Origin of the sequence: Lutibacter oricola (assembly GCF_900106565.1) — a bacterium.
Lineage (GTDB): Bacteria > Bacteroidota > Bacteroidia > Flavobacteriales > Flavobacteriaceae > Lutibacter > Lutibacter oricola.
This window is the reverse complement of record NZ_FNNJ01000003.1, coordinates 260,699-285,971: the sequence shown is the minus strand read 5'-3', so window position 1 is coordinate 285,971 and position 25,273 is coordinate 260,699. Positions and strand designations below refer to the sequence as shown.

At 29.8% G+C, this 25,273-nt stretch carries 21 protein-coding genes; 13 read left to right on the top strand and 8 right to left on the bottom strand.

Translation table 11 applies throughout. The annotated features are described in order from the left end of the window. Positions 1-26: 26 nt before the first annotated feature. The 10 genes from BLU40_RS09025 (at position 27) to BLU40_RS08980 (ending at position 12,329) form a co-directional block, all read left to right on the top strand. A complete protein-coding gene (locus BLU40_RS09025; protein ID WP_090122583.1) occupies positions 27-737 on the top strand; it encodes an LOG family protein in 711 nt (236 codons plus the stop codon). A 10-nt stretch (positions 738-747) separates the two neighbouring features. Beyond that, positions 748-3,558 carry a gluzincin family metallopeptidase gene (locus tag BLU40_RS09020; protein WP_090122579.1) on the top strand — a complete coding sequence of 937 codons (2,811 nt, stop codon included), beginning with the start codon at positions 748-750 and terminating at the stop codon, positions 3,556-3,558. A 158-nt stretch (positions 3,559-3,716) separates the two neighbouring features. Continuing rightward, entirely contained in the window at positions 3,717-6,167 is a 2,451-nt protein-coding gene (locus BLU40_RS09015) for an alpha-ketoacid dehydrogenase subunit alpha/beta (RefSeq protein WP_090122576.1), read from the top strand. A gap of 193 nt (positions 6,168-6,360) precedes the next feature. Next, the gene (locus BLU40_RS09010; RefSeq protein WP_090122574.1) at positions 6,361-6,591 is read left to right on the top strand and encodes a 4Fe-4S dicluster domain-containing protein; all 231 of its coding nucleotides are present in this window, start codon (positions 6,361-6,363) and stop codon (positions 6,589-6,591) included. 14 nt (positions 6,592-6,605) lie between these two features. Beyond that, a complete protein-coding gene (locus BLU40_RS09005) occupies positions 6,606-7,733 on the top strand; it encodes a 3-methyl-2-oxobutanoate dehydrogenase subunit VorB (RefSeq protein ID WP_217633393.1) in 1,128 nt (375 codons plus the stop codon). After that, positions 7,687-8,460, top strand: coding sequence for a thiamine pyrophosphate-dependent enzyme (locus tag BLU40_RS09000; protein ID WP_090122570.1), 774 nt, complete (start codon positions 7,687-7,689; stop codon positions 8,458-8,460). The genes BLU40_RS09005 and BLU40_RS09000 overlap by 47 nt, the downstream gene beginning before the upstream one ends. A gap of 6 nt (positions 8,461-8,466) precedes the next feature. Beyond that, positions 8,467-9,033, top strand: a complete 567-nt coding sequence (locus BLU40_RS08995) for a 2-oxoacid:acceptor oxidoreductase family protein (RefSeq protein ID WP_090122569.1) — start codon at positions 8,467-8,469, stop codon at positions 9,031-9,033. Between the two features lie 167 nt (positions 9,034-9,200). Continuing rightward, positions 9,201-10,457 (top strand): hypothetical protein, encoded by a 1,257-nt coding sequence (locus tag BLU40_RS08990; protein WP_090122568.1) that lies wholly within the window; start codon positions 9,201-9,203, stop codon positions 10,455-10,457. A 4-nt stretch (positions 10,458-10,461) separates the two neighbouring features. Beyond that, positions 10,462-11,367, top strand: coding sequence for a hypothetical protein (locus BLU40_RS08985; protein WP_090122566.1), 906 nt, complete (start codon positions 10,462-10,464; stop codon positions 11,365-11,367). A gap of 65 nt (positions 11,368-11,432) precedes the next feature. Beyond that, entirely contained in the window at positions 11,433-12,329 is an 897-nt protein-coding gene (locus BLU40_RS08980) for a TIGR01777 family oxidoreductase (protein ID WP_090122565.1), read from the top strand. Here BLU40_RS08980 and BLU40_RS08975 read toward each other — a convergent pair. Then, positions 12,326-13,615 carry an NAD(P)/FAD-dependent oxidoreductase gene (locus tag BLU40_RS08975; RefSeq protein ID WP_090122562.1) on the bottom strand — a complete coding sequence of 430 codons (1,290 nt, stop codon included), beginning with the start codon at positions 13,613-13,615 and terminating at the stop codon, positions 12,326-12,328. The genes BLU40_RS08980 and BLU40_RS08975 overlap by 4 nt on opposite strands. Before the next feature lie 128 nt (positions 13,616-13,743). Here BLU40_RS08975 and BLU40_RS08970 point away from each other — a divergent pair, with 128 nt between their 5' ends. Continuing rightward, complete coding sequence (locus tag BLU40_RS08970) at positions 13,744-15,180, top strand: hypothetical protein (RefSeq protein ID WP_090122560.1); 1,437 nt, start codon at positions 13,744-13,746, stop codon at positions 15,178-15,180. 27 nt (positions 15,181-15,207) lie between these two features. Here BLU40_RS08970 and BLU40_RS08965 read toward each other — a convergent pair whose 3' ends face one another. The 3 genes from BLU40_RS08965 to dnaK all read right to left on the bottom strand — a co-directional run bounded on the left by BLU40_RS08965 (position 15,208) and on the right by dnaK (position 18,756). Further along, positions 15,208-15,684 carry a hypothetical protein gene (locus BLU40_RS08965; RefSeq protein WP_090122558.1) on the bottom strand — a complete coding sequence of 159 codons (477 nt, stop codon included), beginning with the start codon at positions 15,682-15,684 and terminating at the stop codon, positions 15,208-15,210. A 98-nt stretch (positions 15,685-15,782) separates the two neighbouring features. Beyond that, entirely contained in the window at positions 15,783-16,733 is a 951-nt protein-coding gene (locus BLU40_RS08960) for an NAD(P)H-dependent flavin oxidoreductase (RefSeq protein WP_090122555.1), read from the bottom strand. A 118-nt stretch (positions 16,734-16,851) separates the two neighbouring features. Continuing rightward, the gene (gene dnaK / locus BLU40_RS08955) at positions 16,852-18,756 is read right to left on the bottom strand and encodes a molecular chaperone DnaK (RefSeq protein ID WP_090122551.1); all 1,905 of its coding nucleotides are present in this window, start codon (positions 18,754-18,756) and stop codon (positions 16,852-16,854) included. Between the two features lie 233 nt (positions 18,757-18,989). Between dnaK and BLU40_RS08950 the strand changes: the two genes are divergently transcribed. Together BLU40_RS08950 and BLU40_RS08945 are read left to right on the top strand one after the other, a co-directional pair. Further along, entirely contained in the window at positions 18,990-20,414 is a 1,425-nt protein-coding gene (locus tag BLU40_RS08950) for an L-serine ammonia-lyase (RefSeq protein ID WP_090122548.1), read from the top strand. A 77-nt stretch (positions 20,415-20,491) separates the two neighbouring features. Further along, complete coding sequence (locus BLU40_RS08945) at positions 20,492-20,827, top strand: DUF2853 family protein (RefSeq protein ID WP_090122544.1); 336 nt, start codon at positions 20,492-20,494, stop codon at positions 20,825-20,827. 62 nt (positions 20,828-20,889) lie between these two features. On the opposite strand, the gene BLU40_RS08940 is transcribed toward BLU40_RS08945, so the two are convergent. The 4 genes from BLU40_RS08940 to yaaA form a co-directional block, all read right to left on the bottom strand. Next, on the bottom strand, positions 20,890-21,864 hold the full coding sequence (locus tag BLU40_RS08940; RefSeq protein ID WP_090122725.1) for a deoxyhypusine synthase family protein: 975 nt from the start codon (positions 21,862-21,864) through the stop codon (positions 20,890-20,892). Beyond that, positions 21,857-22,795 carry an agmatinase gene (speB, locus tag BLU40_RS08935; protein ID WP_090122541.1) on the bottom strand — a complete coding sequence of 313 codons (939 nt, stop codon included), beginning with the start codon at positions 22,793-22,795 and terminating at the stop codon, positions 21,857-21,859. Before speB ends, BLU40_RS08940 begins: the two co-directional genes overlap by 8 nt. Beyond that, a complete protein-coding gene (locus tag BLU40_RS08930) occupies positions 22,788-24,185 on the bottom strand; it encodes a type III PLP-dependent enzyme domain-containing protein (protein ID WP_090122536.1) in 1,398 nt (465 codons plus the stop codon). Before BLU40_RS08930 ends, speB begins: the two co-directional genes overlap by 8 nt. A gap of 317 nt (positions 24,186-24,502) precedes the next feature. Continuing rightward, the gene (gene yaaA, locus BLU40_RS08925; RefSeq protein ID WP_090122533.1) at positions 24,503-25,261 is read right to left on the bottom strand and encodes a peroxide stress protein YaaA; all 759 of its coding nucleotides are present in this window, start codon (positions 25,259-25,261) and stop codon (positions 24,503-24,505) included. Between the last annotated feature and the right edge of the window lie 12 nt (positions 25,262-25,273).

The window sequence follows — 25,273 nt, the reverse complement described above, 5'->3', positions numbered from 1 at the left end:
CAATAATTATTAAAAAGAAAACAATTATGTCTCCAAACGAAGATAGAAAAATACGCGAAAAATTCAAGCAAAAAACTTGGAACGAAATAAAAACAAACGACTCTTGGGCTATATTTAAAATAATGTCTGAATTTGTTGAAGGTTACGAAAGATTGAGTAAAATGGGACCTTGTGTAAGTATATTTGGTTCTGCACGTACTAAAGTAGACCACGAGCATTACAAATTAGCTGAAAACATTGCATTTGAATTAACACAACACGGTTATGGTGTTATTACAGGTGGTGGACCAGGAATTATGGAGGCAGGTAACAAAGGTGCTCATAGAGGTAAAGGAACTTCAGTAGGTTTAAATATAGAATTACCTTTTGAACAACATGACAATCCTTATATAGACAAAGACAAAAGCTTAGATTTCGATTACTTTTTTGTTAGAAAAGTAATGTTTGTAAAATACTCTCAAGGTTTTGTTGTTATGCCTGGTGGTTTTGGTACTATGGACGAGCTTTTTGAAGCGATTACTTTAATACAAACTAAAAAAATTGGTAAATTTCCAATTGTATTAGTTGGTAGAAAATTTTGGACTGGATTAATGGATTGGATTAAAAACACTTTAATTGAAGAAGGTACTATTAGCGCTTCAGATTTAGATTTAATTTCTATTGTAGATACTGAAGATGAAGTACTAGATGTAATTAATACATTCTATAAAAAATACAGTTTAAGCCCTAACTTTTAATAAATAATTATTGAAAAAAATTGTTTTATTAACGACATTATTTTGTACTATTTGTTTCTGCAATATTATTGCTCAAACAAATAGTATAACTATTAATGCTGTTTTAAACACTAAAACAAATACACTTCAAATAAAACAAAAAACAACCTTTTATAATAAAACTTTAAAAGGCTTAAATGAAGTTTATTTATACAACTGGCCAAACTCTTACAAAAACAAAAAAACTCCGTTAGCAAAGCGTTTTGTTGAGAATTACTCTAAATCGTTTCACTTTACAAAAACAAAGCACAGAGGTAATACTTCAATAAAAAAGTTATATACAGTTAATAAAAAATCAACTTGGGAAATCCCTAAAAATAAACCTGATTTTATAAAAATAAACTTAGAAAAAAAGTTAAAACCATTAGATTCAATTAACATTTTTTCTACTTATGAAGTAAAATTACCCAATGCAAAATTTACTAAATACGGCGCTAATTCATATCAATATAATTTAAGGTATTGGTATTTAATTCCTTCAATACATACTAAAAATTGGCATTTATATAGCAATCTAGATATGGACGATATATTTATAGATTATGCCAATTATTCCATTTCTGTTGAAGTACCCAAAAAATACATTTTAAATAGCGACTTAATTTCAACATCTAAACAACTAGATAGTACCATAATTTACAGTTTAAAAGGAAAACAAAAACTTGATATAGAATTAAACATTACCGAGTTTGATGAGTTTTACACATACAACTCTAATCCTGTTCAAATAATTTCTAATATTAATTCTGAAAGATTAAATAATACAGTTAAAACTGATATTTTAAACAGAGAACTACTTTTTATTGAAGATTATTTAGGCAAATTGCATTTAAAAAAACTATTAATTAACAAAGTAGAATACGATAAAAATCCTGTTTACGGATTTAATCAACTTCCCTCTTTTTTAGCTTCATATAAAGACAATTTTGAATGGGATATTAAAATGTTTAAAATTTTAAGTAAAAAAATTATTCAGAATAAATTTTTATTTGACACAAGGAACGATACTTGGTTAGCCGATGGTTTACAAACGTATTTAATGATAAAATATGTTGAAAAATATTACCCTGAAGTAAAGGCAATTGGTGAACTTTCTAAATTTTGGGGCGTTAAAAAACTTCATTTAGCAAAAATTAATTTTAACGATAAGTACCCTTTTGTTTATCAGTTTGCAGCACGTAAAAACCTAGATCAATCATTAATAACACCAACCGATTCGCTTTCGAATTTCAATAGAAAAATTGCCAATAAATACAAAGCAGGACTTGGCTTAAAATATTTAGAAGCCTATTTAGAAAATGGAGTTATTAAAAATGCAATTCAAAAATATTCAAACACTAACAACCAAACTTTTACACAAAGTAATTCGTTTTTTAACTTTATAGAAACTTCAAAAAATATAGATTGGTTTAAAAACGACTTTTTAAAAACCAATAAAAAAGTTGATTATACCATTAAAAAAATTATCAAAAAAAATGATTCGTTAGAAGTTAGTATTTCTAATAAACGTAACATTACGGTTCCTATACAATTATATGGATTAAAAAATGATAAAATAAAATTCAAAAAATGGATTTCTGGTATCGATTCAATTTCTAAAATAACAATCCCAACAAATGGTTACGATAAGTTATCTTTAAATTATGAATCTTTATTACCTGAAAATAATTTAAAAAACAATTGGCGAGATATTGGTAAAAAACTACTTCATAGACCGCTTCAATTAAAGTTTTTAAAGGATATTGAAAACCCTTATTACAACCAGATATTTTACACACCCGTTTTTAGATATAATTACTATGATGGAGCTGTTTTAGGAATGGCATTTTCTAATAAAACTGTATTAAATAGAAGTTTTACTTATAAAATAACGCCATCTTACAGTACAAAAAGTCAAACATTTTCTGGTGCTTACTCTTTTCTTTATGAGTATTTACCAGAAAATAAGAATGTAAATAAACTGCAATTTGGGTTTGTTGGAAGCAATTATCATTATGCAGAAAACTTAACATATAATACGTTTTCTCCTTTTGCATTATTGCAATTCAAAAGAAAAAGCTTGAGAGATGTTAGCAGTAATATTATTGCCGCGTCATACACATCTATAAACAGAGAACAATCTCCAACTCAAACCGAACACATTGAAACTAATAAATACAATGTATTTAACTTAGGTTATGGCTTTTCAAAACCCAATATTATAAACGATTTTAGGTTTTCATCCAATTTACAAGTTTCTAATAAATTTAGTAAATTATCACTAACAGCTCGCTATAGAAAGCTAACAAATACAAATAGGCAATTTGATTTCAGATTTTTTGCAGGTGCATTTTTAACCAATAAAACAGAAACAGATTATTTTAGTTTTGCTCTTGATAGACCAACAGATTATTTATTTCAATATGATTATTTAGGCCGTTCTGAAACATCTGGTTTTTTTAGCCAACAAGTTATTATTAACGAAGGTGGATTTAAATCTAAACTTCGTGTTCCATTCGCAAACCAATGGATGACAACAGCAAATACAAGCATTGGCTTATGGCGCTGGCTCGAAATCTATAACGATGTTGGTTTGGTAAAAAACAGAGGAAATAAAGTATACTTTGCCCACGAAAACGGAGTTCGATTAAACTTTATTCAAGATATTTTAGAAGTATATTTTCCTGTTCATTCTAATTTAGGTTGGGAAGTTTCTCAAGCTCAATATAGCTCAAAAATTAGATTTGTTTTAGTTATAAAACCAAAAAGAATCTACAATTTTATAAGAAGAGGCTTTTATTAATAATGAAATTAATTTCAACAAAGAGTTCTAATTCCTAATTCTTTTATTGTTTTTTATAATTAATTCAAATTAAAACCAGCTAATTATTTGATTATTAGTACAGTTTTTAATTGTCGTCAAAAATCAGTACCTTTGCACAACTAAAAAACTCAAAATTTATGCCAATAAAATCATCTTCTACTAACAAAGAACATTTATCATTTAAAGAATTTAAAAAGGAAGTTTTACAAGACTACAAAGTTGCAGTAATTAGCCGAGAATGTAGTTTATTAGGAAGAAGAGAAGTTTTAACTGGAAAGGCCAAATTTGGAATATTTGGAGATGGTAAAGAAGTTCCTCAATTAGCAATGGCAAAAGCCTTTAAAAAAGGTGATTTTAGATCTGGTTATTATAGAGATCAAACTTTTATGATGGCTATTGGAGAGCTAACACCTCAACAATTTTTCTCTGCATTGTATGCCAATCCTAGCATAAAGGCAGACCCAATGTCTGGAGGTAGACAAATGGGTGGGCATTTTATTACGCATAGTTTAGACGAAAAAGGAGATTTCAAAAACCTTACTGAGCAATACAATTCAAGTAGTGATATTTCACCAACAGCTGGGCAAATGCCAAGAATGTTAGGTATAGCACAAGCCTCTAAACTATTTAGAGAATTACCAGAATTAAAAAACCCAAAATTTTCTAACAACGGAAACGAAATTTCTTGGGGAACCATTGGTAATGCTAGTACTAGTGAAGGTGTGTTTTTTGAAACATTTAATGCTGCTGGAGTTCTACAAGTACCAATGATTATTTCTGTTTGGGATGATGCTTATGGAATTTCTGTTCCAGCAAAATACCAAACAACAAAAGAAAGTATTTCAGAAATTTTAAAAGGTTTTCAAAGAGATGATAATGCTAAAGGTTTTGAAATTTTTAAAGCAAACGGTTGGGATTATCCTCAGCTAATTAATATCTATTCAAAAGCAGCAAAAATTGCTCGTGAAGAACATGTTCCTGTTTTAATTCACGTAGAGGAATTAACACAACCGCAAGGTCATTCAACCTCTGGATCTCACGAACGATACAAGTCTAAAGAGCGGTTAGTTTGGGAAAAACAATTCGATTGTCTTGCAAAAATGCGTGATTGGATTTTCGAATTTGAATTGGAAGATGAAGAAGGTAATAAACTTAAATTTATTGATTCTGAAGAAGAATTAATTCGCATTGAAAAAGATGCAAAAAAAGAAGTAATTGCAGCTAAAAAAGAAGCTTGGAAAGAGTTTGTAAATCCAATTAAAGAACATAAAGCTAAATTATTATTACTACTAGATAACCTAGCTAACAAAAGTGCTAATAAAGTTTTTATTACTAAACTTAGAAATGAATTAGCTGAAATAGTAGACCCTTTTAGAAAAGATTTACTTTCTACAGCTCGAAAAATAATTGTTTACGTACGAGAAGAAAATTCTTCAGAAAAAAAACAATTACAGCAATGGATTAAAAGTTTTAGTGCTTCGGAGCAACCTAAATATAGCTCTCATTTATATAGTGAAACTAGCAAAAAAACAAGCAATATTAAAGAGGTTTTACCTACATATGATGAAAATGCTGATTTAGTTGATGGTAGAATTATTATAAAAGACAATTTTGACACACTTTTTTCTAAAAATGATGATCTATTTATTTTTGGTGAAGACTCAGGTAATATTGGTGATGTAAACCAAGGTTTAGTAGGACTTCAAGAAAAATATGGAAAACAAAGAGTTGCCGATACTGGTATTAGAGAAGCAACTATTATTGGACAAGGAATTGGGCTTGCTTTAAGGGGTTTAAGACCAATTGCTGAAATTCAATACTTAGATTATTTATTGTATGCTATACAAATAATGAGCGACGATTTAGCTACATTACATTACCGTACTGTTGGTAAACAAAAAGCACCATTAATTATACGTACTCGTGGTCATAGATTAGAGGGTATCTGGCACGCAGGTTCTCCTATGGGAGCCATTGTTCATATGCTAAGAGGTATTAATATTCTTGTACCTAGAAATATGACCAAAGCTGCAGGTTTCTACAATACTCTTTTAGAAAGTGATGAACCAGCTTTAATAGTTGAAAACTTAAACGGATATAGATTAAAGGAAAAAGCACCTAATAACTTTGGCGAATTTAGAACGCCAATTGGTGTTGTAGAAACCGTAAAAGAAGGAAAAGATATTACAGTACTTTCTTATGGGTCTACACTTAAAATTGTTGAAGATGTAGTTCCTAATTTAAATCAGGTTGACATTGATATTGAAATTATAGATGCACAATCTTTAATGCCTTTTGATTTAAATCACGATGTAGTTAAGAGTATTCAAAAAACAAATAGGTTAATTATTATTGATGAAGATGTTCCAGGCGGTGCTACATCATATTTATTAAATGAAATATTAGAAAACCAAAATGCTTACGAGTATTTAGATAGTAAACCTATAACTCTAGCAGCTAAAGAACACAGAACAGCTTATGGAACAGATGGAGATTACTTCTCTAAACCAAATGCAGACGATATTTTTGAAACTATATACAATTTAATGCACGAGGTTAACCCTTCAAAATATAAAAACTTATATTAAAATTTATTTTAATATTCTAAATTCTAAAAAAGCACTATAAACAGTGCTTTTTTTATGCCTAAACTTTTTTTCTCGGTAAAAAAGTATGACATATATCATAAAAATGACAAAAATCATACTTTTTACAATAAATTACCTATAACTTTGAGAATAACAAAATTACAAGGGTTTATTCACGTAAAAAATTATAAAAATGGCAAAAGTAAAAGGAGCTATCGTAGTAGATACCGAAAAATGTAAAGGCTGTGAAGTTTGCATTCCTGTATGCCCCGAAGATGTGATTGCAATGAGCAAAGAAGTGAACCACAAAGGCTATCATTATGCCTATATGAAAAACCCTGAAGCTTGTACAGGTTGTACAAACTGTGGAATTGTTTGCCCTGATAGAGCAATTTCAGTTTATAGAGTAAAAGTTTCAGCTTAAAAAACTATCTTATTATGTCCGAATTAAAATTAATGAAGGGTAACGAAGCCTTGGCTGAAGCCGCTATTAGAGCAGGTGCCGATGCTTATTTTGGTTACCCTATTACACCACAATCTGAAGTTATTGAGTATTTAATGACAGAGCAACCAGAAAAAAGAACTGGTATGGTAGTGCTTCAGGCAGAAAGTGAAGTTGCTGCAATTAACATGGTTTATGGAGCAGCAAGTACAGGTAAAAAGGTAATGACCTCATCATCCAGTCCTGGAATTTCATTAAAACTAGAAGGTATTTCATATTTAGCTGGAGCAGAATTACCGGCAGTAATAGTAAACGTTGTTCGTGGCGGACCAGGATTAGGTACTATTCAACCTTCTCAAGCAGATTACTTTCAATCTGTAAAAGGTGGTGGCCACGGAGATTATCACTTATATGTTTTAGCACCTTCATCTGTTCAAGAAATGGCAGATTTTGTTGAAGATGCTTTTGATATTGCTTTTAAATATAGAGCTCCTGTTTTAATTCTTTCTGACGGGTTAATTGGACAAATGATGGAAAAGGTTGAGCTAAAAGATCAACAAGAACGATTAACCGATGAAGAAGTTATAAAAAGACACGATAGTTGGGCTACTACAGGAAAAACAAATAGAGAACGTAACATTATTACTTCTTTAGATTTAGTTTCTGAAAAAATGGAAGCTAGAGTGCATCGCTTAATGGCGAAATATAAAAAAATGGAGGAAGAAGATCTTCGCTTTGAAAAAATAATGTGCGACGATGCAGATTATTTATTTGTAGCCTATGGATCTAGTGCACGAATAGCACAAAAGGCAGTAGAATTAGGCAGAGAAAAAGGTTTAAAAGTTGGACTTCTTCGTCCTATTACTTTATTTCCTTTCCCTAAAAAACAGCTACTCGATTTAGCTGACCAAGTAAAAGGTATGCTTAGTGTAGAAATGAGTGCAGGTCAAATGGTAGAAGATGTTAAACTAGCTGTAGAACATAAAGTTCCTGTAGAACATTTTGGTAGAACTGGAGGTATTATTCACACTCCTGAAGAAGTATTAGAAGCTTTAGAACAAAAAATTATTAAAGAAAATGGAAGTATCAGATATCATAAAACCCGAGAATCAAGTATTCTGTAAAACACAATTATTGACAGACACTACGTTGTCTTACTGTCCTGGCTGTGGTCACGGAACTGCACATAGTATTACTATGGAAGTTATTGAAGAAATGGGTATTGTTCAAGACACTATCGGAGTAGCTCCAGTAGGTTGCTCGGTACTTGCCTATGACTTTATGAACATAGATATGACGCAAGCCGCTCACGGACGTGCTCCCGCAGTTGCAACAGCAATATCTAGAGTTTGGCCTAACAAATATGTATTTACATACCAAGGCGATGGTGATTTAGCCGCTATTGGAACCGCAGAAACTATTCACGCTTGTAACAGAGGAGAAAACATTGTAATTATATTTGTAAACAATGGTATTTACGGTATGACTGGTGGACAAATGGCTCCTACTACTTTAGAAGGTATGATGTCCTCAACATCTCCATACGGAAGAGATGTAAAAACTATGGGAATGCCTATAAAAATGACTGAGCTAGTTGCTAATTTACCTGGTGTTTATTACGCAACTCGCCAAGCAGTACACACACATAAACATGTAAGAAAAGCAAAAAAAGCTATTAAAAAAGCTTTTGAAAACACAAGATTAAATAATGGTATTTCTTTTATTGAAATTGTTTCTAATTGTAATTCTGGATGGAAAATGACACCAAATGAGTCTAACATTTGGATGGAAGAAAATATGTTTCCTTACTTCCCTTTAGGTGATATTAAAGTAAATGGTAAATTAAAATAGTAAATTATGACAGAAGAAATTATTATAGCAGGTTTTGGTGGTCAAGGTGTACTATCTATGGGTAAAATTTTAGCATATTCTGGAATTATGCACGATCAAGAAGTTAGCTGGATGCCTTCGTACGGACCAGAAATGCGAGGAGGAACTGCAAATGTTACCGTTATTTTAAGCGATGAACGTATTAGCTCTCCATATTTAAAGGTGTTTGATACTGCCATTATTTTGAATCAACAAAGTATGGATAAGTTTGAAGAATGCGTAAAACCTGGAGGTGTGTTATTGTATGAACCTAACGGAATACACCAACACCCAACAAGAACAGATATTAATATTTATCAAATTGAAGCAAATAGGATTGCTACCGAAATGGGAAATAAAAAAATATTTAATATGGTTGTTTTAGGTGCCTTCTTAAAGATTAAACCAATTGTTAATTTAGAAAATGTAATTGACGGTTTAAAAAAATCACTTCCAGAACGTTACCACAATTTAATTCCTTTAAATGAAAAAGCTATTCAAAAAGGAATGAGCAATATTAAGGCACATATTATAGAAAAAAGTATTCTTAGTTAAATTAACATATATGTGTTCTTTCAGTAATTAAAGTAACATAACATTGTTATATAATTCCCTAAATATTTTTATATTTAGGGAATTCATTTTTATGCCTTTAATTCTATTTTATCGACTAATAATTAAATAGGTGTAAAACACAAATCAATCAAAAAAATTAACAAACAATGAAACGATTATTTATTACTATTTTATGTATTGCATTTACTAACACACTCTTATTTGCCCAAAAGGCTGATGTTTCTAGTAAAGAAGTTCTTATTAAATTTGAAATACCTTCACATTTAAAAGGTTTAAAAACTTTTAGTTATGAAATTCAAGATGAAGGAGAATATTGGAATTATGAAAATTCTCCAGAACATTATCCTGCAGATGAATACCCTAATTTAGCATCTTTAACCGATGGAATACAAATAAGTGGACTAGAAAACGTTACTGAAAATGCAGATTTACAAATTTTAGTTGGTTTTATAGGAAATCAATTAGCTGTAAACAATGCAATGATTTCTATGCACGGAACTTATAGTATTCTATTGCTTAACAAAGAAAACCAATTACTATACAACACCAACGAAGCAGTTACTTTAAATCAGGTTGTAAACCCTAAAAAATTCCCAATGAATACTCGTGGTGAACGCAATCAAACAAAAGCAAGAATGCTTACCATTTACACTCAAAAATTTTTAGGAGAAATTCAACACTTATTTAAAGAAACTTCAACACAAAAACTTCCTTTTGGTCTATTTAAAAAAACAAAAGGTGGAGCTGCTGAAGCTTTTAACACAGAATCTAAACCATTAATTGAATCAATAATAGCAAACCCAACAGATGCTGCAACTCTTGATAAAGCAGCAGCTTATTGGAAATCTCAAATTGATGTAGATTTTGGTAAAAAAGTTAAAAGCAAAATAAAAAGTAAAGTTATTTATGCTAATCTAGCTTCAGTTTCTTTATTAAAAAATGAAATTGAGAATACAAATAACTATTACAAAACTGTAAAAGAAAACGCTGGAATGTTTGATTTGTGGAAAGGAGATTATTTAAATGTTTTAAAAAAACGTGATGATTTAGAAGCCTTAAAAGGTCAAGAATTAATTGCTGTTAATTTAACACCTAAATCAGCATACAAAATAACGTTAGATCAAGGAGGTACTTTTACATATAAAGATAAAAATATTGAATTTTCAAAAATTGAAATTGATAGATTTGTGCCTGCAAAAAAATCTGGTATGGCATCATTAGACTTAACTGTTAAACCTACTATTTATGTGTATGAAAACACTGAGAATCCTATTGAGCATATTTCTGCTGAGGAAACAAAAATAGTTACTAAAGATGGAAAAGAAATAATTTTCAAAAAAGATAAAGGAGCTATTAAACCTTATTTAAAACAAACAGGGAAACTACTAGAAAGTTATAAATAAGAATATGAAAATTAAATTATATTTATTGTTGTTCTTACTTTTAGGAACAATTGATATTCAGGCTCAAAAAATTAAGGTTAAAAAAGGAGATATTCTAGTAGATAAAATAAAATTTGGCCATATTGAAAAAGTGAAGATTAAAAACGACTCTATAAAAGAAACTTTTTATAAAGTAACCGACAATAATGGTGAACATGTTTTTAATTTTAGAAGTGAGTATGCTAAATCGTTACTTTTAGTGAATGATAAATCTTACTATTATTACACTATAGAATATGTAAAAGATAAAAAACGTGCGGCCGTACAAAACCCTAAATATTACCCTTCAGAAAAACAAATGGCAAAATATTTAATAACCAATAATTTATTAAATAAAGAAGGTGAAAATATTGAAGCCGTTTCTAAACTTATTACAAACAAAGGCTTATTACCTAAAAATATTCTTGAAATAATAACAGCAGAAAAAGAAACATTAAGTTACGCTAAATTCAAAGTAGATCGTGTTTTAACAGACAAAGTATATGTGTTTTTTGATAAAACCACATCTGGTGAGAGTGATTTTAGGTTTAGAGATTTAGCTGTTAAATCGAGATACAATATTTATCAAGGAGTTAAAGATCCTAAAACTAATGAGTTTATTTCTAAAACCTTTATAGGTTATGCTAAGGTAGAATGGAAAAGTCAAGAACAAATAAATAGTAAGTCTAGACCAAACCCAAAAGGTAGATATAGTTTAGTTGTTTATAATACTAAACATGTTCCAATGGCTTCATATTTATTTATAACCTACAAAACTTATCATCCATATAAAGAATTTGGTCCAACAAAAACCAAAATTAGTAAAACTGAAACAGTAACTGCTCGAATAAAATATATGGTAAATGATTTATTACATAAAAAAATGATTTAATAAATTCAATTAAAATCTCTTAAAAATCGGTTCAATGTGTTATATTCACATGAACCGATTTTTTTATGAAAACAATTTTAATTACTGGAGGTACTGGATTAATAGGCAAAGCTTTAAAGGATAAACTTATTTCAAAAGGCTTTTCTGTAATTATTCTAAGTCGCTCTAAAAACGTAAGTCCTAATAGCTATTATTGGAATATTAATAAAGGTATTATTGAAAATGAAGCTATTAAAAAAGCAGATGCAATAATTCATTTAGCCGGTGCAGGCATTGCCGATAAACGCTGGACCGAAAAAAGAAAACAAGAACTAATAAATAGTAGAGTACTTTCAACAAAATTGCTTTTAAAAAAAACAGAAGAATTAAATCCTAATTTGAAATGCTTTATTGCTGCCTCTGGAATTGGTTATTATGGTGCTAATACTTCAGAAAAAATTTATAACGAGCAAGATGAGTCAGGTACAGATTTTTTAGCAACTATTTGTAAACTTTGGGAAAACGAATCTTTAAAATTTCAACAAAAAAATATTAGAACTGTTATTTTAAGAACCGGAGTTGTATTAACTAATAAAGGTGGCGCTTTAGAAAAAATGATATCTCCAATTAAAATGGGTGTTGGTGCCGCTTTAGGAAAAGGAAATCAATATATGCCTTGGATTCATATAGATGATTTATGTGAAATGTACATTACTGCAATAGATAACCATAAGATTAAAGGTGTATACAATGCAGTGTCAAATATGCATATTACAAATAAAGAACTAACACATAATATGGCCAAAGCTATTCACAAAAAAATATGGCTACCTCCAATTCCTTCTTTTATTCTAAAGCTATTATTTGGTGAAATGGCAATAATTTTACTAAAAGGAAGTAGAATTTCTAACAAAAAAATTATAGAAACTGGTTTCAACTTTAAATACAATTCAATAGACAAGTGTTTAAAGAACTTACTTTAAAAAGAGTTGCTATTTTTCTTTTTATATGGTCTAATAATTAACCTAGTTTCTCGATCAAAACGAATATAATTATACAGCCAATTAAAGAAAACCACTGCCCTATTTCTAAAACCAATTAAAGAAAACAAGTGAACAAACATCCAAACAAACCAAGCAAAAACACCTTGAAATTTCCAGTTTGGTAAATCTACAACAGCTTTATTACGCCCAATGGTTGCCATTGAACCTTTGTCGTTATATTTGAAAGCTCTTAACTTTTTACTTTCTAATTTAGCTAGTAAGTTTCTAGCTAACAACTTACCCTGTTGTATGGCTGGTTGCGCCATCATTGGATGCCCGTATTTGTAATTTTCTGAAGGCATACAAGCTACATCTCCTATTGCATATATATTATTATAACCTTCTACTTTGTTGAATTCATTTACCTTAAAACGGTTTGCTCTTTCTACCAAACATTCTTGCTGTAAACCATTAATAGATTCACCTTTTACACCTGCTGCCCAAATTAAAGTTTGCGCTTTAAAATGATCTTCTCCATTTGTAGTTACCGTTTCTCCATCGTAATTAGTTACCCTAAGGTTTTTCCAAACATCAACATTTAGTTTTATTAAGTAATCTTCGGCTTTTTCAGAGGCATTTTTACTCATACCTTTTAATAACTCTCCTGAGCTTTGAATTAGATTAATTTTCATTTGTCTAATATCTAAATCCGGATAATCTTTAGGTAAAATACCTTTTTTCATTTCGGCTAAAGCACCAGCTAACTCAACACCTGTTGGTCCACCACCTACAATAACAAAATTCATAAGTGCCAAACGTTTTTCTAGATTTCGTTCAAGCAAAGCTTCCTCAAAATTTTCTAAAACCAAACTTCTAATATTTAATGCCTGCGGAACAGATTTCATTTCCATAGCATACTTTTTAATAGTTTTATTTCCAAAAAAATTGGTTTTTGAACCTGTGGCAATAATTAACTCGTCGTATTCTAAGTTTCCAATTGTAGTTTCAATACAATTAGTTTCTGAATTTATATTTTGAACCTCAGCAAGTCTGAAATAAAAGTTTTCGACATCATTAAATCGCTTTCTTAAAGGAAACGCTATACTGTCTGGCTCTAAACCTCCAGTTGCAACTTGATACAACAATGGTTGAAAAGTATGGTAATTGTGTTTATCAATTAAAACAACTTGCAGCTCTTTATCTTCTAATCCTTTTGCCGCAGCCAATCCAGCAAAACCTCCTCCAATAATTACAACTCTAGGAAAACTAGTTTGAGGTATATTCATATTTTTTATTTAGTAGAATGTAAATTTACAAAATTGTACCATAAATCAGTCCTTTAAAACTGATGTTTATCATAATAATTTATCTTCAAATTCTTAACTTAGATATAAAATAAAAATTTGACATTACTATGAAAAAATTCCTACTTATTTTAGGTTTAGCTTTTATTACTTTTCAGTATAATTATGCTAATAATATAGAGTTTACACCTTCAAAAAACCAAAAAATTGAAGGTACTTTTTCTGGAGACATTAGCAAAAAACAATCCGTACATTTAATTTTTGCTAATAACAAAACAAGCAAAACATATGAAGTAATCCCTTTCTATATGGATGAAATGGATAAAATTGTACAACTGGAAAATATAAATTTTAAAAAAAGCCCTGGAATAGTTTCATACCATTTAAGTAAGAATACTCTTACACTAATTTTAAGTGAAAAAGAGAAAAAAACAAGTCAATTTTACCATATAATTGACTACAATCTTGAAAACTTAACAAAAACTTCCAAGAAAATTGAAAAAAAAGATGAAGATTTTACAATTAGACAACCTAAATGTACTTATATAGTTAACACGCAAAAAACATACTTAAATATTCAAAGAATTGATAACTCAAATACAATTAATCAGCATCAAGTAACTCCTACAAATTCAGAAAAGTTTAAGGAAATTTTCAAAAACAATTCACCTGATGTAGTAAATACCAATGAGTTTGTAAAAAATGGTTCTATAAATAACCTTCAATCATATTTAGAAAATAATAAACTTCGCTTTATAAAACTTAATAATAAAACTAATACTGTTAATTCAATATCTATAAACCTTGAAGATTACTCGTATAAATTCAATGATTTTGAGAATAATGATTTAATTGACAATAAAGATAGTAACTCATTTATTCACGATCAGAAATTGTTTTCTATTTTGGTAAGTAAAAAAGATGCTTTATTAAAAATTAACGACTTAGATAAAGGGAAAGAATTATTAAAAAAATCACTTTTAAACGAAATAAAAAGTATTGACAAATCTAAAATTGAGAACATTATAAAAAAAGCTTCTAAAGGAAAAAACAAACCAACTATTACAATTAATAAATCTATTAATAATAAAATGGTGGTTAATGTAGATTATGTAGATGCTAGAGTTTACAATTATCATTTCAATTGGTGGTTTCATCATTGGATGTGGCAACAGCAACAATGGCACACACAACAAATGATGAATATGATGCAAAACCAAATAAACATTAATACACAAAACTTCCAAAGAATGAAAAGCTTTAGTAGTTTTGGTCCAAATGTATTTGATTACGGAGATAGCATGTACACTTCGAGTATTAAAAAATCAATTACGTTTGTGCTAGATAGCGGCTTAAAAATAAACAAAAATGCTTCTACTAAAACAAAATTTAAGGAAATTGATAGAGACAAATACCTAAATCCTTTAAAAGAAAATACAAAACTAAGACACATTACAGCTTCTTTTCAAAAAGATTCATTTAGATATATTTACTATTCAAAAACACTAAAGAAATTTTATATTAAAACTTCAAAATTTAGAGAATAAAAAAAAGCCTCAGTATTGAGGCTTTTTTTATAAATTTCTTTTTAACTCTTGAATTGAAGTATTTGAACTTATTAAGTTATCTATTAACCTTACTCTAAGTTCATCAATATCCTCATCAAAATACTTTGCCCATTTATAATCTTTAAACAATGCGTTAATTTGTTTTAAACGCTGATGTGCAAAATCTGATGTCATTAAAAAATGAGCAGTATTATTTTCTTCTCTACTTCTAATTATTTTTGTCTTTCCTACTGAATAATCAACATCTAGATAAAAAGATTTTTCAGCATTATTTAAAGGAAAAAAATCACTCCAATTAGCGTAACCAACATAATAATCTTGACTTCTATACTTTTCAATTCCACTAATTTTCCAACGACAATTTGCTACCCTACCCCAATGGTTAGAATAGCGGTAAACACCTTGTTTTGTATATAAATATAAACTACCAGATTTACTTTGATAATGAGCAGATTTTCCTTTAAAAAAGTTAATATCCTTCATTTCAAACTCACAATAGGTATGCTTAAAAAAATTAAAACTATGATAGTTTTTCAATGCCTTCGTCTATTTATAATTCTACAAAATATTTGGCAAATGTATTAATTAATAAGCTTCTCAACTATATCTTTAACAGGTAAAATTTCTTTTGTATACTCAATACTTGGCCCTGCTACCCAAACAGTTTTATAAGTTGCTTTAGTTGCAGCATTTTTGGTAGCATTCATACCAATAGAAAAACGAATCATTTTAACCCACTTTTTAAGTTTTCTATTTTTATTTAAAAGGTTTTCTATCCAGGTTTGTTTTGTGCCTATTTTTTGAACGTATGGTGTATTAATTACAGTACAAGGTGTACCAGAAATACGCTCGGTCATAACAATATCTTTTGCTCCATAATCTACACAAGCTTGTTTGTATTCATTAGTTACACTCGCTTCGTTCGAAGCAATAAATGGACTACCAACAGAAACACCTTCTGCTCCTAATTCAAGCATTTTATCAATATCCGCTTTACAACCTACACCGCCCGCAGAAATAATGGGAATATTACAATTTTTAACCAAATGCGGAATTAATTCTTTAGGTGAAGAACCTCCTCGATGTCCACCAGCTTCATTATTAACTGCAATAACGGCATCGGCTCCTAAATCCTCAACTTTTTTAGCAAATTTTAAATCTACAACATCACAAAAAACTTTTATTCCAGCTTTTTTAGACTGCTTAATAGTTTCTTCTGGACTTCCTAATGATGTTATAATAAAATCTGCTCCTTCTTCACATATAACTCTTAATTGTTCTTTATACTTAAGGTTTGACTTGTTTACTATTAAATTAAACCCAAATGAACCACCTTCAACTTTAGCAGCTTTTAACTCTTTAATGGCAGCCCTTAACTCATCTAAAGTTCTATAATTTAAAGCTGGAATACAGCCAGCAATACCACTTTTCATAGCTTCAATTACCATTGTTGTATTTGAAACCAGAAACATTGGCGCTTGTATAATTGGATATTTAATATGTAATAAATCAGTTAGTTTAGTAGTTTTCATTCTTTTGAATTTCTTCAAATATAACAAAATAAATATTATGCATGCATAACACCTTAATTTTAGTAATAAAAAAAGCCACTCAAAATTTGAGTGGCTTTTACATTTATTTGTAAAAAAATTATTCTTCTTTTACTTCTTCAAAGTCAACATCTTCTACATCGTCACCTTCTGGTTTTGCTTGTTGAGCATCTCCAGTTGGAGCACCTTGTGCTTGACTTTCTTGTTCTGCTTTGTACATTTCTTCACTTGCAACTTTCCAAGCTTCATTAATTTTTTCCATTGCAGCATCAATTTGAGCTAAATCTTTAGATTCGTGAGCTTTTTTCAACTCTTCTAAAGCAGCTTCAATTGGTCCTTTTTTATCTGCAGATAATTTATCTCCAAACTCTTTTAATTGCTTTTCTGTTTGGAAAATCATAGAATCTGCTCCATTTATTTTTTCTGCAGTTTCTTTTGCTGCTTTATCAGCTTCAGCATTAGCATCAGCATCAGCTTTCATTTTTTCAATTTCAGCATCAGATAATCCTGAAGAAGCTTCAATTTTAATGTTTTGAGATTTTCCAGTAGCTTTATCAGAAGCAGTTACGTGAATAATACCATTTGCATCAATATCAAAAGTTACTTCAATTTGAGGAACTCCTCTTTGCGCTGGTGGAATATCCGTTAATTGGAAACGCCCAATTGTTTTGTTATCCGCAGCCATTGCTCTTTCACCTTGTAATACGTGAATATCTACTGATGGTTGGTTATCTGCAGCTGTTGAGAATACTTGAGATTTCTTTGTAGGAATCGTAGTATTTGCGTCAATCAACTTTGTCATAACGTTACCCATAGTTTCAATACCTAAAGATAATGGAGTAACATCTAATAATAATACATCTTTTACATCACCAGTTAAAACTCCACCTTGAATAGCTGCTCCAATTGCAACAACCTCATCTGGGTTAACACCTTTAGAAGGCGCTTTTCCAAAGAATTTTTCAACAGCTTCTACAACAGCAGGAATACGAGTTGAACCACCAACTAAAATAATTTCATCAATATCTCCAGTTGATAAACCAGCGTTGTTTAATGCCGTTTTACAAGGCTCAATAGTTCTTTTTACTAAATCGTCAATTAATTGCTCAAATTTAGATTTAGATAACGTTCTTACTAAGTGTTTTGGTCCGCTAGCTGTAGCAGTTACATATGGTAAGTTAATTTCTGTTGAAGCAGAAGAAGATAATTCAATCTTTGCTTTTTCAGCAGCTTCTTTTAAACGTTGTAAAGCCATTGGATCTTGACGTAAATCCATATTTTCATCTGCTTTAAACTCTTCAGCTAACCAGTCAATAATTTTTTGATCAACATCATCACCACCTAAGTGTGTATCACCATCTGTAGCTAATACTTCAAATACTCCGTCTCCTAATTCTAAAATAGAAACATCATGCGTTCCACCACCAAAGTCAAAAACAACTATTTTTTGGTCTTCACCTTTTTTGTCCATACCGTAAGCTAATGCTGCAGCAGTTGGCTCGTTGATAATACGACTAACTTTTAAACCTGCAATTTCACCAGCTTCTTTAGTAGCTTGACGTTGTGCATCGTTAAAATATGCTGGTACTGTAACAACAGCTTCAGCAACTTCTGTTCCTAAATAATCTTCAGCAGTTTTCTTCATTTTTTGAAGTACCATTGCTGAAATTTCTTGTGGAGTATATAATCTTCCATCAATATCAACACGTGGAGTATCATTATCTCCTTTTACCACTTTATAAGGTACACGTTCTGCCTCCATTTGAGATTCAGAATATTTGTTACCCATAAAACGCTTAATTGAATAAATGGTTTTTAATGGATTTGTTACTGCTTGTCTTTTTGCTGGATCTCCAACTTTTCTTTCGCCTCCTTCAATAAAAGCGACAATTGAAGGTGTAGTTCTTTTTCCTTCTGCATTAGGGATTACAACTGGCTCGTTACCTTCCATTACTGAAACACAAGAGTTTGTTGTTCCTAAATCTATACCTATAATTTTGCTCATAATAATTAGTATGTATTTATATTTTTAATATTTTAATTTCGATTTTTAAATCTTACATTTACAAATAGTCAATGATTATGCCATTAGAAATTTTATGCCAAGTTGTCATAAACTACTTTTTAAAAAGGTTTAAATTGTCATTTATAAGCTAACTTTAATACTAAATTGACTGTCTATAGCTTATGTATTGTGGTTTATTATATATTTGCAGCCCTTAAAAATTAGGATAACGAATGGAATGTATTTCAGTTTTTGATATGTTGAAGATTGGCGTTGGCCCATCAAGTTCACATACACTTGGACCTTGGAGAGCTGCTGAGCGATGGATTCAACATTTAAAAAACGAAAAAACTTTTTCAAAAGTTACTTCAATAAGTATAGATTTATATGGCTCACTTTCGTTAACTGGAAAAGGGCATGCTACAGATTTAGCTGTTATTTTAGGTTTAGCAGGTAAAGATCCAGAAACAATTCCTACTGAAGAAATTTCAACAATTATTGAAGTTATACAAACTTCAAAACAACTAAATTTAGGGGGTGATTTAATTATCAACTTCAGTTCTGAAAATGATGTTATTTTTAACCCTGAATTTTTACCTTTTCACCCTAATGGAATTACATTTAAAGCATTTTTAAACAATAAGGAAATAGCAACAGAAACTTACTATTCAATTGGTGGTGGATTTGTTGTTCGTGAAGATCGCACAAATGCTAAAGAAAATCGTAAGATTCAAAAAGCATTTCCTTACCCAATTCAAAATGCTAAAGAACTTGAAACTTATTGCAAAAATGAAGGTAAGCAAATTTCAGAAATAGTTTTAGAGAATGAAAAATCTCTTAGAACCGAAAATGAAATAGATTCTGAAATACTTAGAATTTGGCAAACAATGTTAGAATGCATGTATACTGGTTGCCATACAGAAGGTGTATTACCGGGCGGCTTAAACGTTAGAAGACGTGCTTTTGATATGCACCAAAAATTAAAAGGCGGAATGCCTTACAACAATTCTAAAGAATGGGTTGAAAGTATTAGAAGTACCAGAGTAAAATTTAGACAAATATTAAAGTGGGTAAGTTGTTTTGCGTTGGCTGTAAATGAAGTAAATGCAAGTTTAGGTAGAGTTGTTACCGCGCCTACAAATGGAAGTGCTGGAGTTATACCTGCAGTTTTAATGTATTATTTAGTTACAGAAAATCATGAAGCAGATTTTAAACAAATTAAACAATTTTTACTTGTAGCTGGCGAAATAGGAAGCATATTTAAAAAAGGTGCAACCATATCTGCTGCAATGGGTGGTTGCCAAGCTGAAATTGGTGTGTCAAGCGCTATGGCAGCAGGAGCATTAACCGAACTTTTAGGTGGTACTCCAGAGCAAGTTTTAATAGCTAGTGAAATTGCAATGGAACATCATTTAGGTTTAACTTGCGACCCTATTGGTGGGTTGGTTCAAATACCTTGTATTGAGCGTAACGCAATGGGAGCTATTAAAGCAATTAATGCCGCCGAATTAGCCCTAGATTCTGATTCTAACAATGCTAAAGTTCCATTAGACAAAGTAATATCAAGTATGTGGGAAACAGCTAAAGATATGAACTCTAAATACAAAGAAACCTCGGAAGGTGGTTTAGCGGTAAGTGTAAATATTTCAGATTGTTAAATTTATTTGGTTTTACCTGTTTAATTTCTTTATATTTGGATTATAGAATATATTATTAATAAAAAAATTCGTTACTCATGAGTAAATTTGATGAAAAATTAGCACAGTATAAAGCTGAAATGGACAAATTAGGATTAAGCTTTGACGCAGACTTATTAACTGCAGTTACAAAAGGTTTAGGTCCATCTATCTATAAAGCTGATGCTGAAACTGTATCTGGATCTGATCAAAAAGAATTAGACACAGTAAAAAACAACTTTTTAATTAAAAAACTAGGTTTAGAAAACGGGCCTAAATTAGATGAAGCTATTGCAGCTGTTATTGAAAAAGTTGGAAAATCTAACCGAAACAAGTATAGAGCTATTGTTTATTATTTATTAGTAAAAGAATTAGGTCAAGAATCTAAATACTAATTAGTATACAATACTTCTTAAAAAATAAAAACCCGCAAATTGCGGGTTTTTTTTATTTAAAATTACATATCCAATAAATAAGCAAATATTAGAGGTGCCACAATAGTAGCATCAGATTCAATAATAAACTTTGGGGTATCAACATCTAATTTCCCCCAAGAAATTTTTTCATTTGGAACAGCACCTGAATAGGAACCATAACTAGTAGTAGAATCTGATATTTGACAAAAATAACTCCAAAATGGTGTATTAGTTCTTTCCATATCTTGATACAGCATTGGCACAACACAAATTGGAAAATCTCCAGCAATTCCTCCTCCAATTTGAAAAAACCCAATTCCGTTTTCTGAATTATTTGTATACCAATCTGCCAAAAAAGTCATATACTCAACTCCTGATTTCATTGTAGAAGCTTTTAACTCTCCTTTTAATACATATGAAGCAAAAATATTTCCCATAGTACTATCTTCCCAACCTGGAACAATTATTGGTAAATTGGCTTTAGCTGCGGCTAACATCCAACTATTTTTTGGATCAATTTCATAGTACTGCTCTAAAACTCCTGAAAGTAATAATTTATACATAAATTCATGTGGAAAATAACGCTCTCCTTTATTTTCAGCGTCTTTCCATATTTCAAAAATATGATCTTGTAAACGTCTAAATGCTTCTTCTTCAGGAATACAGGTATCTGTAACTCTATTTAACCCTTTTTCTAATAGTTTCCATTCATCTTGAGGTGTTAAATCACGATATTCTGGCACTCTTTTATAATGAGAATGCGCCACTAAATTCATGATATCTTCCTCTAAATTTGCTCCTGTACAAGATATTATATGCACTTTATCTTGTCTAATTACTTCAGCAAATATTTTACCTATTTCTGCTGTACTCATTGCTCCTGCCAAAGAAACTAACATTTTTGACCCGTTAGCTAATTGACTTTCGTAAGCCTTTGCAGCATCAACAACTGTTGCTGAGTTAAAATGCAGGTAATACTTTTCTATAAATTGAGAAATTGCTCCTTTATTATTCATAATCTTCATCTTGAAATTTTGAGTTTTTACTTTTTGACACTAACCTATTATCAGTTTCATCAAAATCTGAATCATCTTCATTATTACTAAATTTATAGCTTAACATTTTGTAGTATAATTTTGCAGCTAGAAAATCTGATGATTTTTCACTTTCATTTGGACACAATTCAACAATATCAAAACCTACAACGTTTTTTTCGTCAAAAATCTTCTTTAAAAACTCTAGGGTTTCGTACCAAAAAAGTCCTCCTGGCTCAGGTGTACCTGTTGAAGGCATTATAGAAGGATCAAAAGCATCTAAATCTATAGTTAAAAAAACATTTCCTGTCATCAAGTCAACTGCATTATCCATCCAATAATCATCAGTTGCAAGATCATGAGCAAAAAACACTTTTTCTTTATCCATTACAGTAGTTTCAATAACATCCATACTTCTAATACCAACTTGTATTAGGTTTGTGTTTTGACTAGCTTCATAAACAGCACATGCGTGATTACAAGTTGAACCTTCGTATTCTTTTCTTAAATCTGCATGAGCATCAATTTGCACCACTGTTAAATTATCAAAACATTCATTAAAAGCTCTAATTGAACCTATTGATATTGAATGTTCTCCTCCAAATAGAGTAACAAATTTATTCTTTTGAATATATGATTTTGTTATTTTGTGTACAGCATCTACCATTTTTTCTGGCGATTCATTTTCAATAACTTCATTAGCCAAATAAATACCGTTTTTATAAACTTCAGTATTTGTTTCTATATCATATAGTTCCATATTTTCAGAAGCTTCTAAAAATGCTTTTGGACCTTTATCAGCTCCTTTTTGCCAGGTACTTGTTCCATCATAAGGAACTGGAATTAAAACAACCTTAGATGTTTCTATTTTTGCGTAATCAGCAGGTATTCCTGCATAAGTTTTATTATTCATAACCTAATATTTTTAAAAAATCGGTTGGTGTTTGCTTTTCTTTAAATACTTTATACTCTAAATTACCTTCACTATTTTTTGAAATAATAATATGTTTTGGCTGAGGAATTAAACAATGTTGTAAACCTCCATAACCTCCTATTGTTTCTTGGTATGCACCTGTATTAAAAAAACCTATGTAAAGCGGTTTTTCTTCCTTATAAACTGGCAAATAAATGGCATTCATATGCTGTTCTGAATTATAATAATCATCACTATCGCAAGTTAAACCACCTAACAACACACGCTCGTAAGTATCATCCCACCTATTTAAAGGGAGCATTACAAAACGTTTATTTATCGACCAGCTATCTGGTAAAGTTGTAATAAATGAAGAGTTAATCATATTCCAACGCTCTCTATCGTTCTGCTTTTTTTGATATAAAACTTTGTATAATGCCCCACCGCTTTCACCTACTGTGTAACTTCCAAATTCTGTAAAAATATGTGGTACTTGAACTTCTGCTTCATCACAAGCTAATTTTATTTGAGATATAATTTCATCAATCATATACTCATAATCATAATCAAAACCTAATGAGTTTTTTATTGGAAAACCTCCACCAATATTTAAACTATCTAATGTTGGACAAATTCTTTTAAGGTTTATATACACCTTTAAACATTTATTCAGTTCATTCCAATAATAGGCATTGTCCTTTATTCCTGTATTTATAAAAAAGTGTAACATTTTTAAGTTTACTTTTTTATTTTCTTTGATATCTCTTCTATAAAAATCTACTATATTTTTATAACCAATGCCCAATCTTGAAGTATAAAATTCAAATTTTGGTTCTTCTTCTGAAGCAATTCTAATTCCAACATTAATTTTTTTTCTAATTCCTGAAGTTAACAAACCTATTTCTTCATAATTATCTATAATAGGAATACAGTTTTTATGTCCAGATTGAATTAAACCTTGAATTTTTTGAACATATTCATCTCTTTTAAAACCATTACAAAGTATGTACGTTTTCTCTGTTATTTTACCATCATTTTTTAAATTTTCAACAATATCTATATCAATTGCAGATGATGTTTCAATATGAATCTCATTATTTAAAGCTTCATTTAAAACATGTTTAAAATGAGAACTTTTTGTACAGTAGCAATAATGGTATTTAGCTTTATACTTATGTTTTTTCATTGAGAATTTAAACCAACTTTTTGCTAATTGAATATTCTCGCTAATTTTAGGTAAATAAGTAAACTTTAAAGGCGTACCAAATTGTTTTACTAATTCCATAGTATTTATATTATGGAAATGTAATTGTTTGCTTTTGTCTATTTTAAATTCTTCCTGTGGAAAATCGAATGTTTGATTTATTAAATCTATATACTTAGTATTCATTTCAAATATTTATTTAAAAACATAAAAAAACAGTCTATAGTTAGACTGACATCTATTTTTTAAATAAATATCTAAACTCGTAAATCTAAATACACATTGCGTAAACTTACAACCTGAAGTGGGTTATAAATTTTAAACATGAAGTTGTTAGAAGTTGTCTTTTGTCTTAATTTTTCGTTGTGCTTCCAAAACACATAGTAACCTAAAAACTTCTTAATAAAAAAGTTACGACCGAAAAAACATATACTTTTCAACGCTAATTAAAAATAACGCTACAAACATATATAAAAAAACAATACAATTTTAAAAAATTTATATTAACGGGTAAAAACTAACTCGTGCCCTTTAGAAAGGTTATCATCAAAGGCATAACCATCGTAATTAAACTTTTTTAAATCTTCAGTGTTTTCAATATTATTATCTATTATATAGCGCACCATTAAACCTCTTGCCTTTTTTGCAAAAAATGAAATAACCTTTAATTTTCCATTTTTATAATCTTTAAAAACTGGAGTTACAATTTCTGCATTTAATTGTTTTGGTTTTACAACTTTAAAATACTCGTTACTTGCTAGGTTTACAAAAACTTCATTTTCTTCTAATTCTTCATTTAAAGCATCGGTAACTTTAGTACCCCAATATTGGTATAAGTTTTCTTTAGCACCAACTTTTAATTTTGTTCCCATTTCTAATCGATATGGTTGCATTAAATCTAAAGGTTTTAATACTCCGTATTGTCCAGATAATATTCTTAATTTTTGTTGAAGTTGCTTAATTTTTTCTTCTGAAAGTGAGTATGCATCCAATCCAACATATACATCGCCTTTAAAAGCAAATACTGCTTGCTTAGCATTATTTATTGTAAATGGTAATTGCCAATCTTGATTTCTTTGCCAATTTAACTCTCCTAATTTATCAGAAATATGCATTAATTCTGATAACTTTTTTGGTGATTTCTTTTTTAAAACTCCGCTTAACTTTTCAGCTTCATTTAAAAATATTCCTTCAGTAAATTCTGTTGTTGGAACTTTTGTTTCGTAATCTAATGATTTGGCTGGTGATATTACAATCTTCATATTCTATTTTTT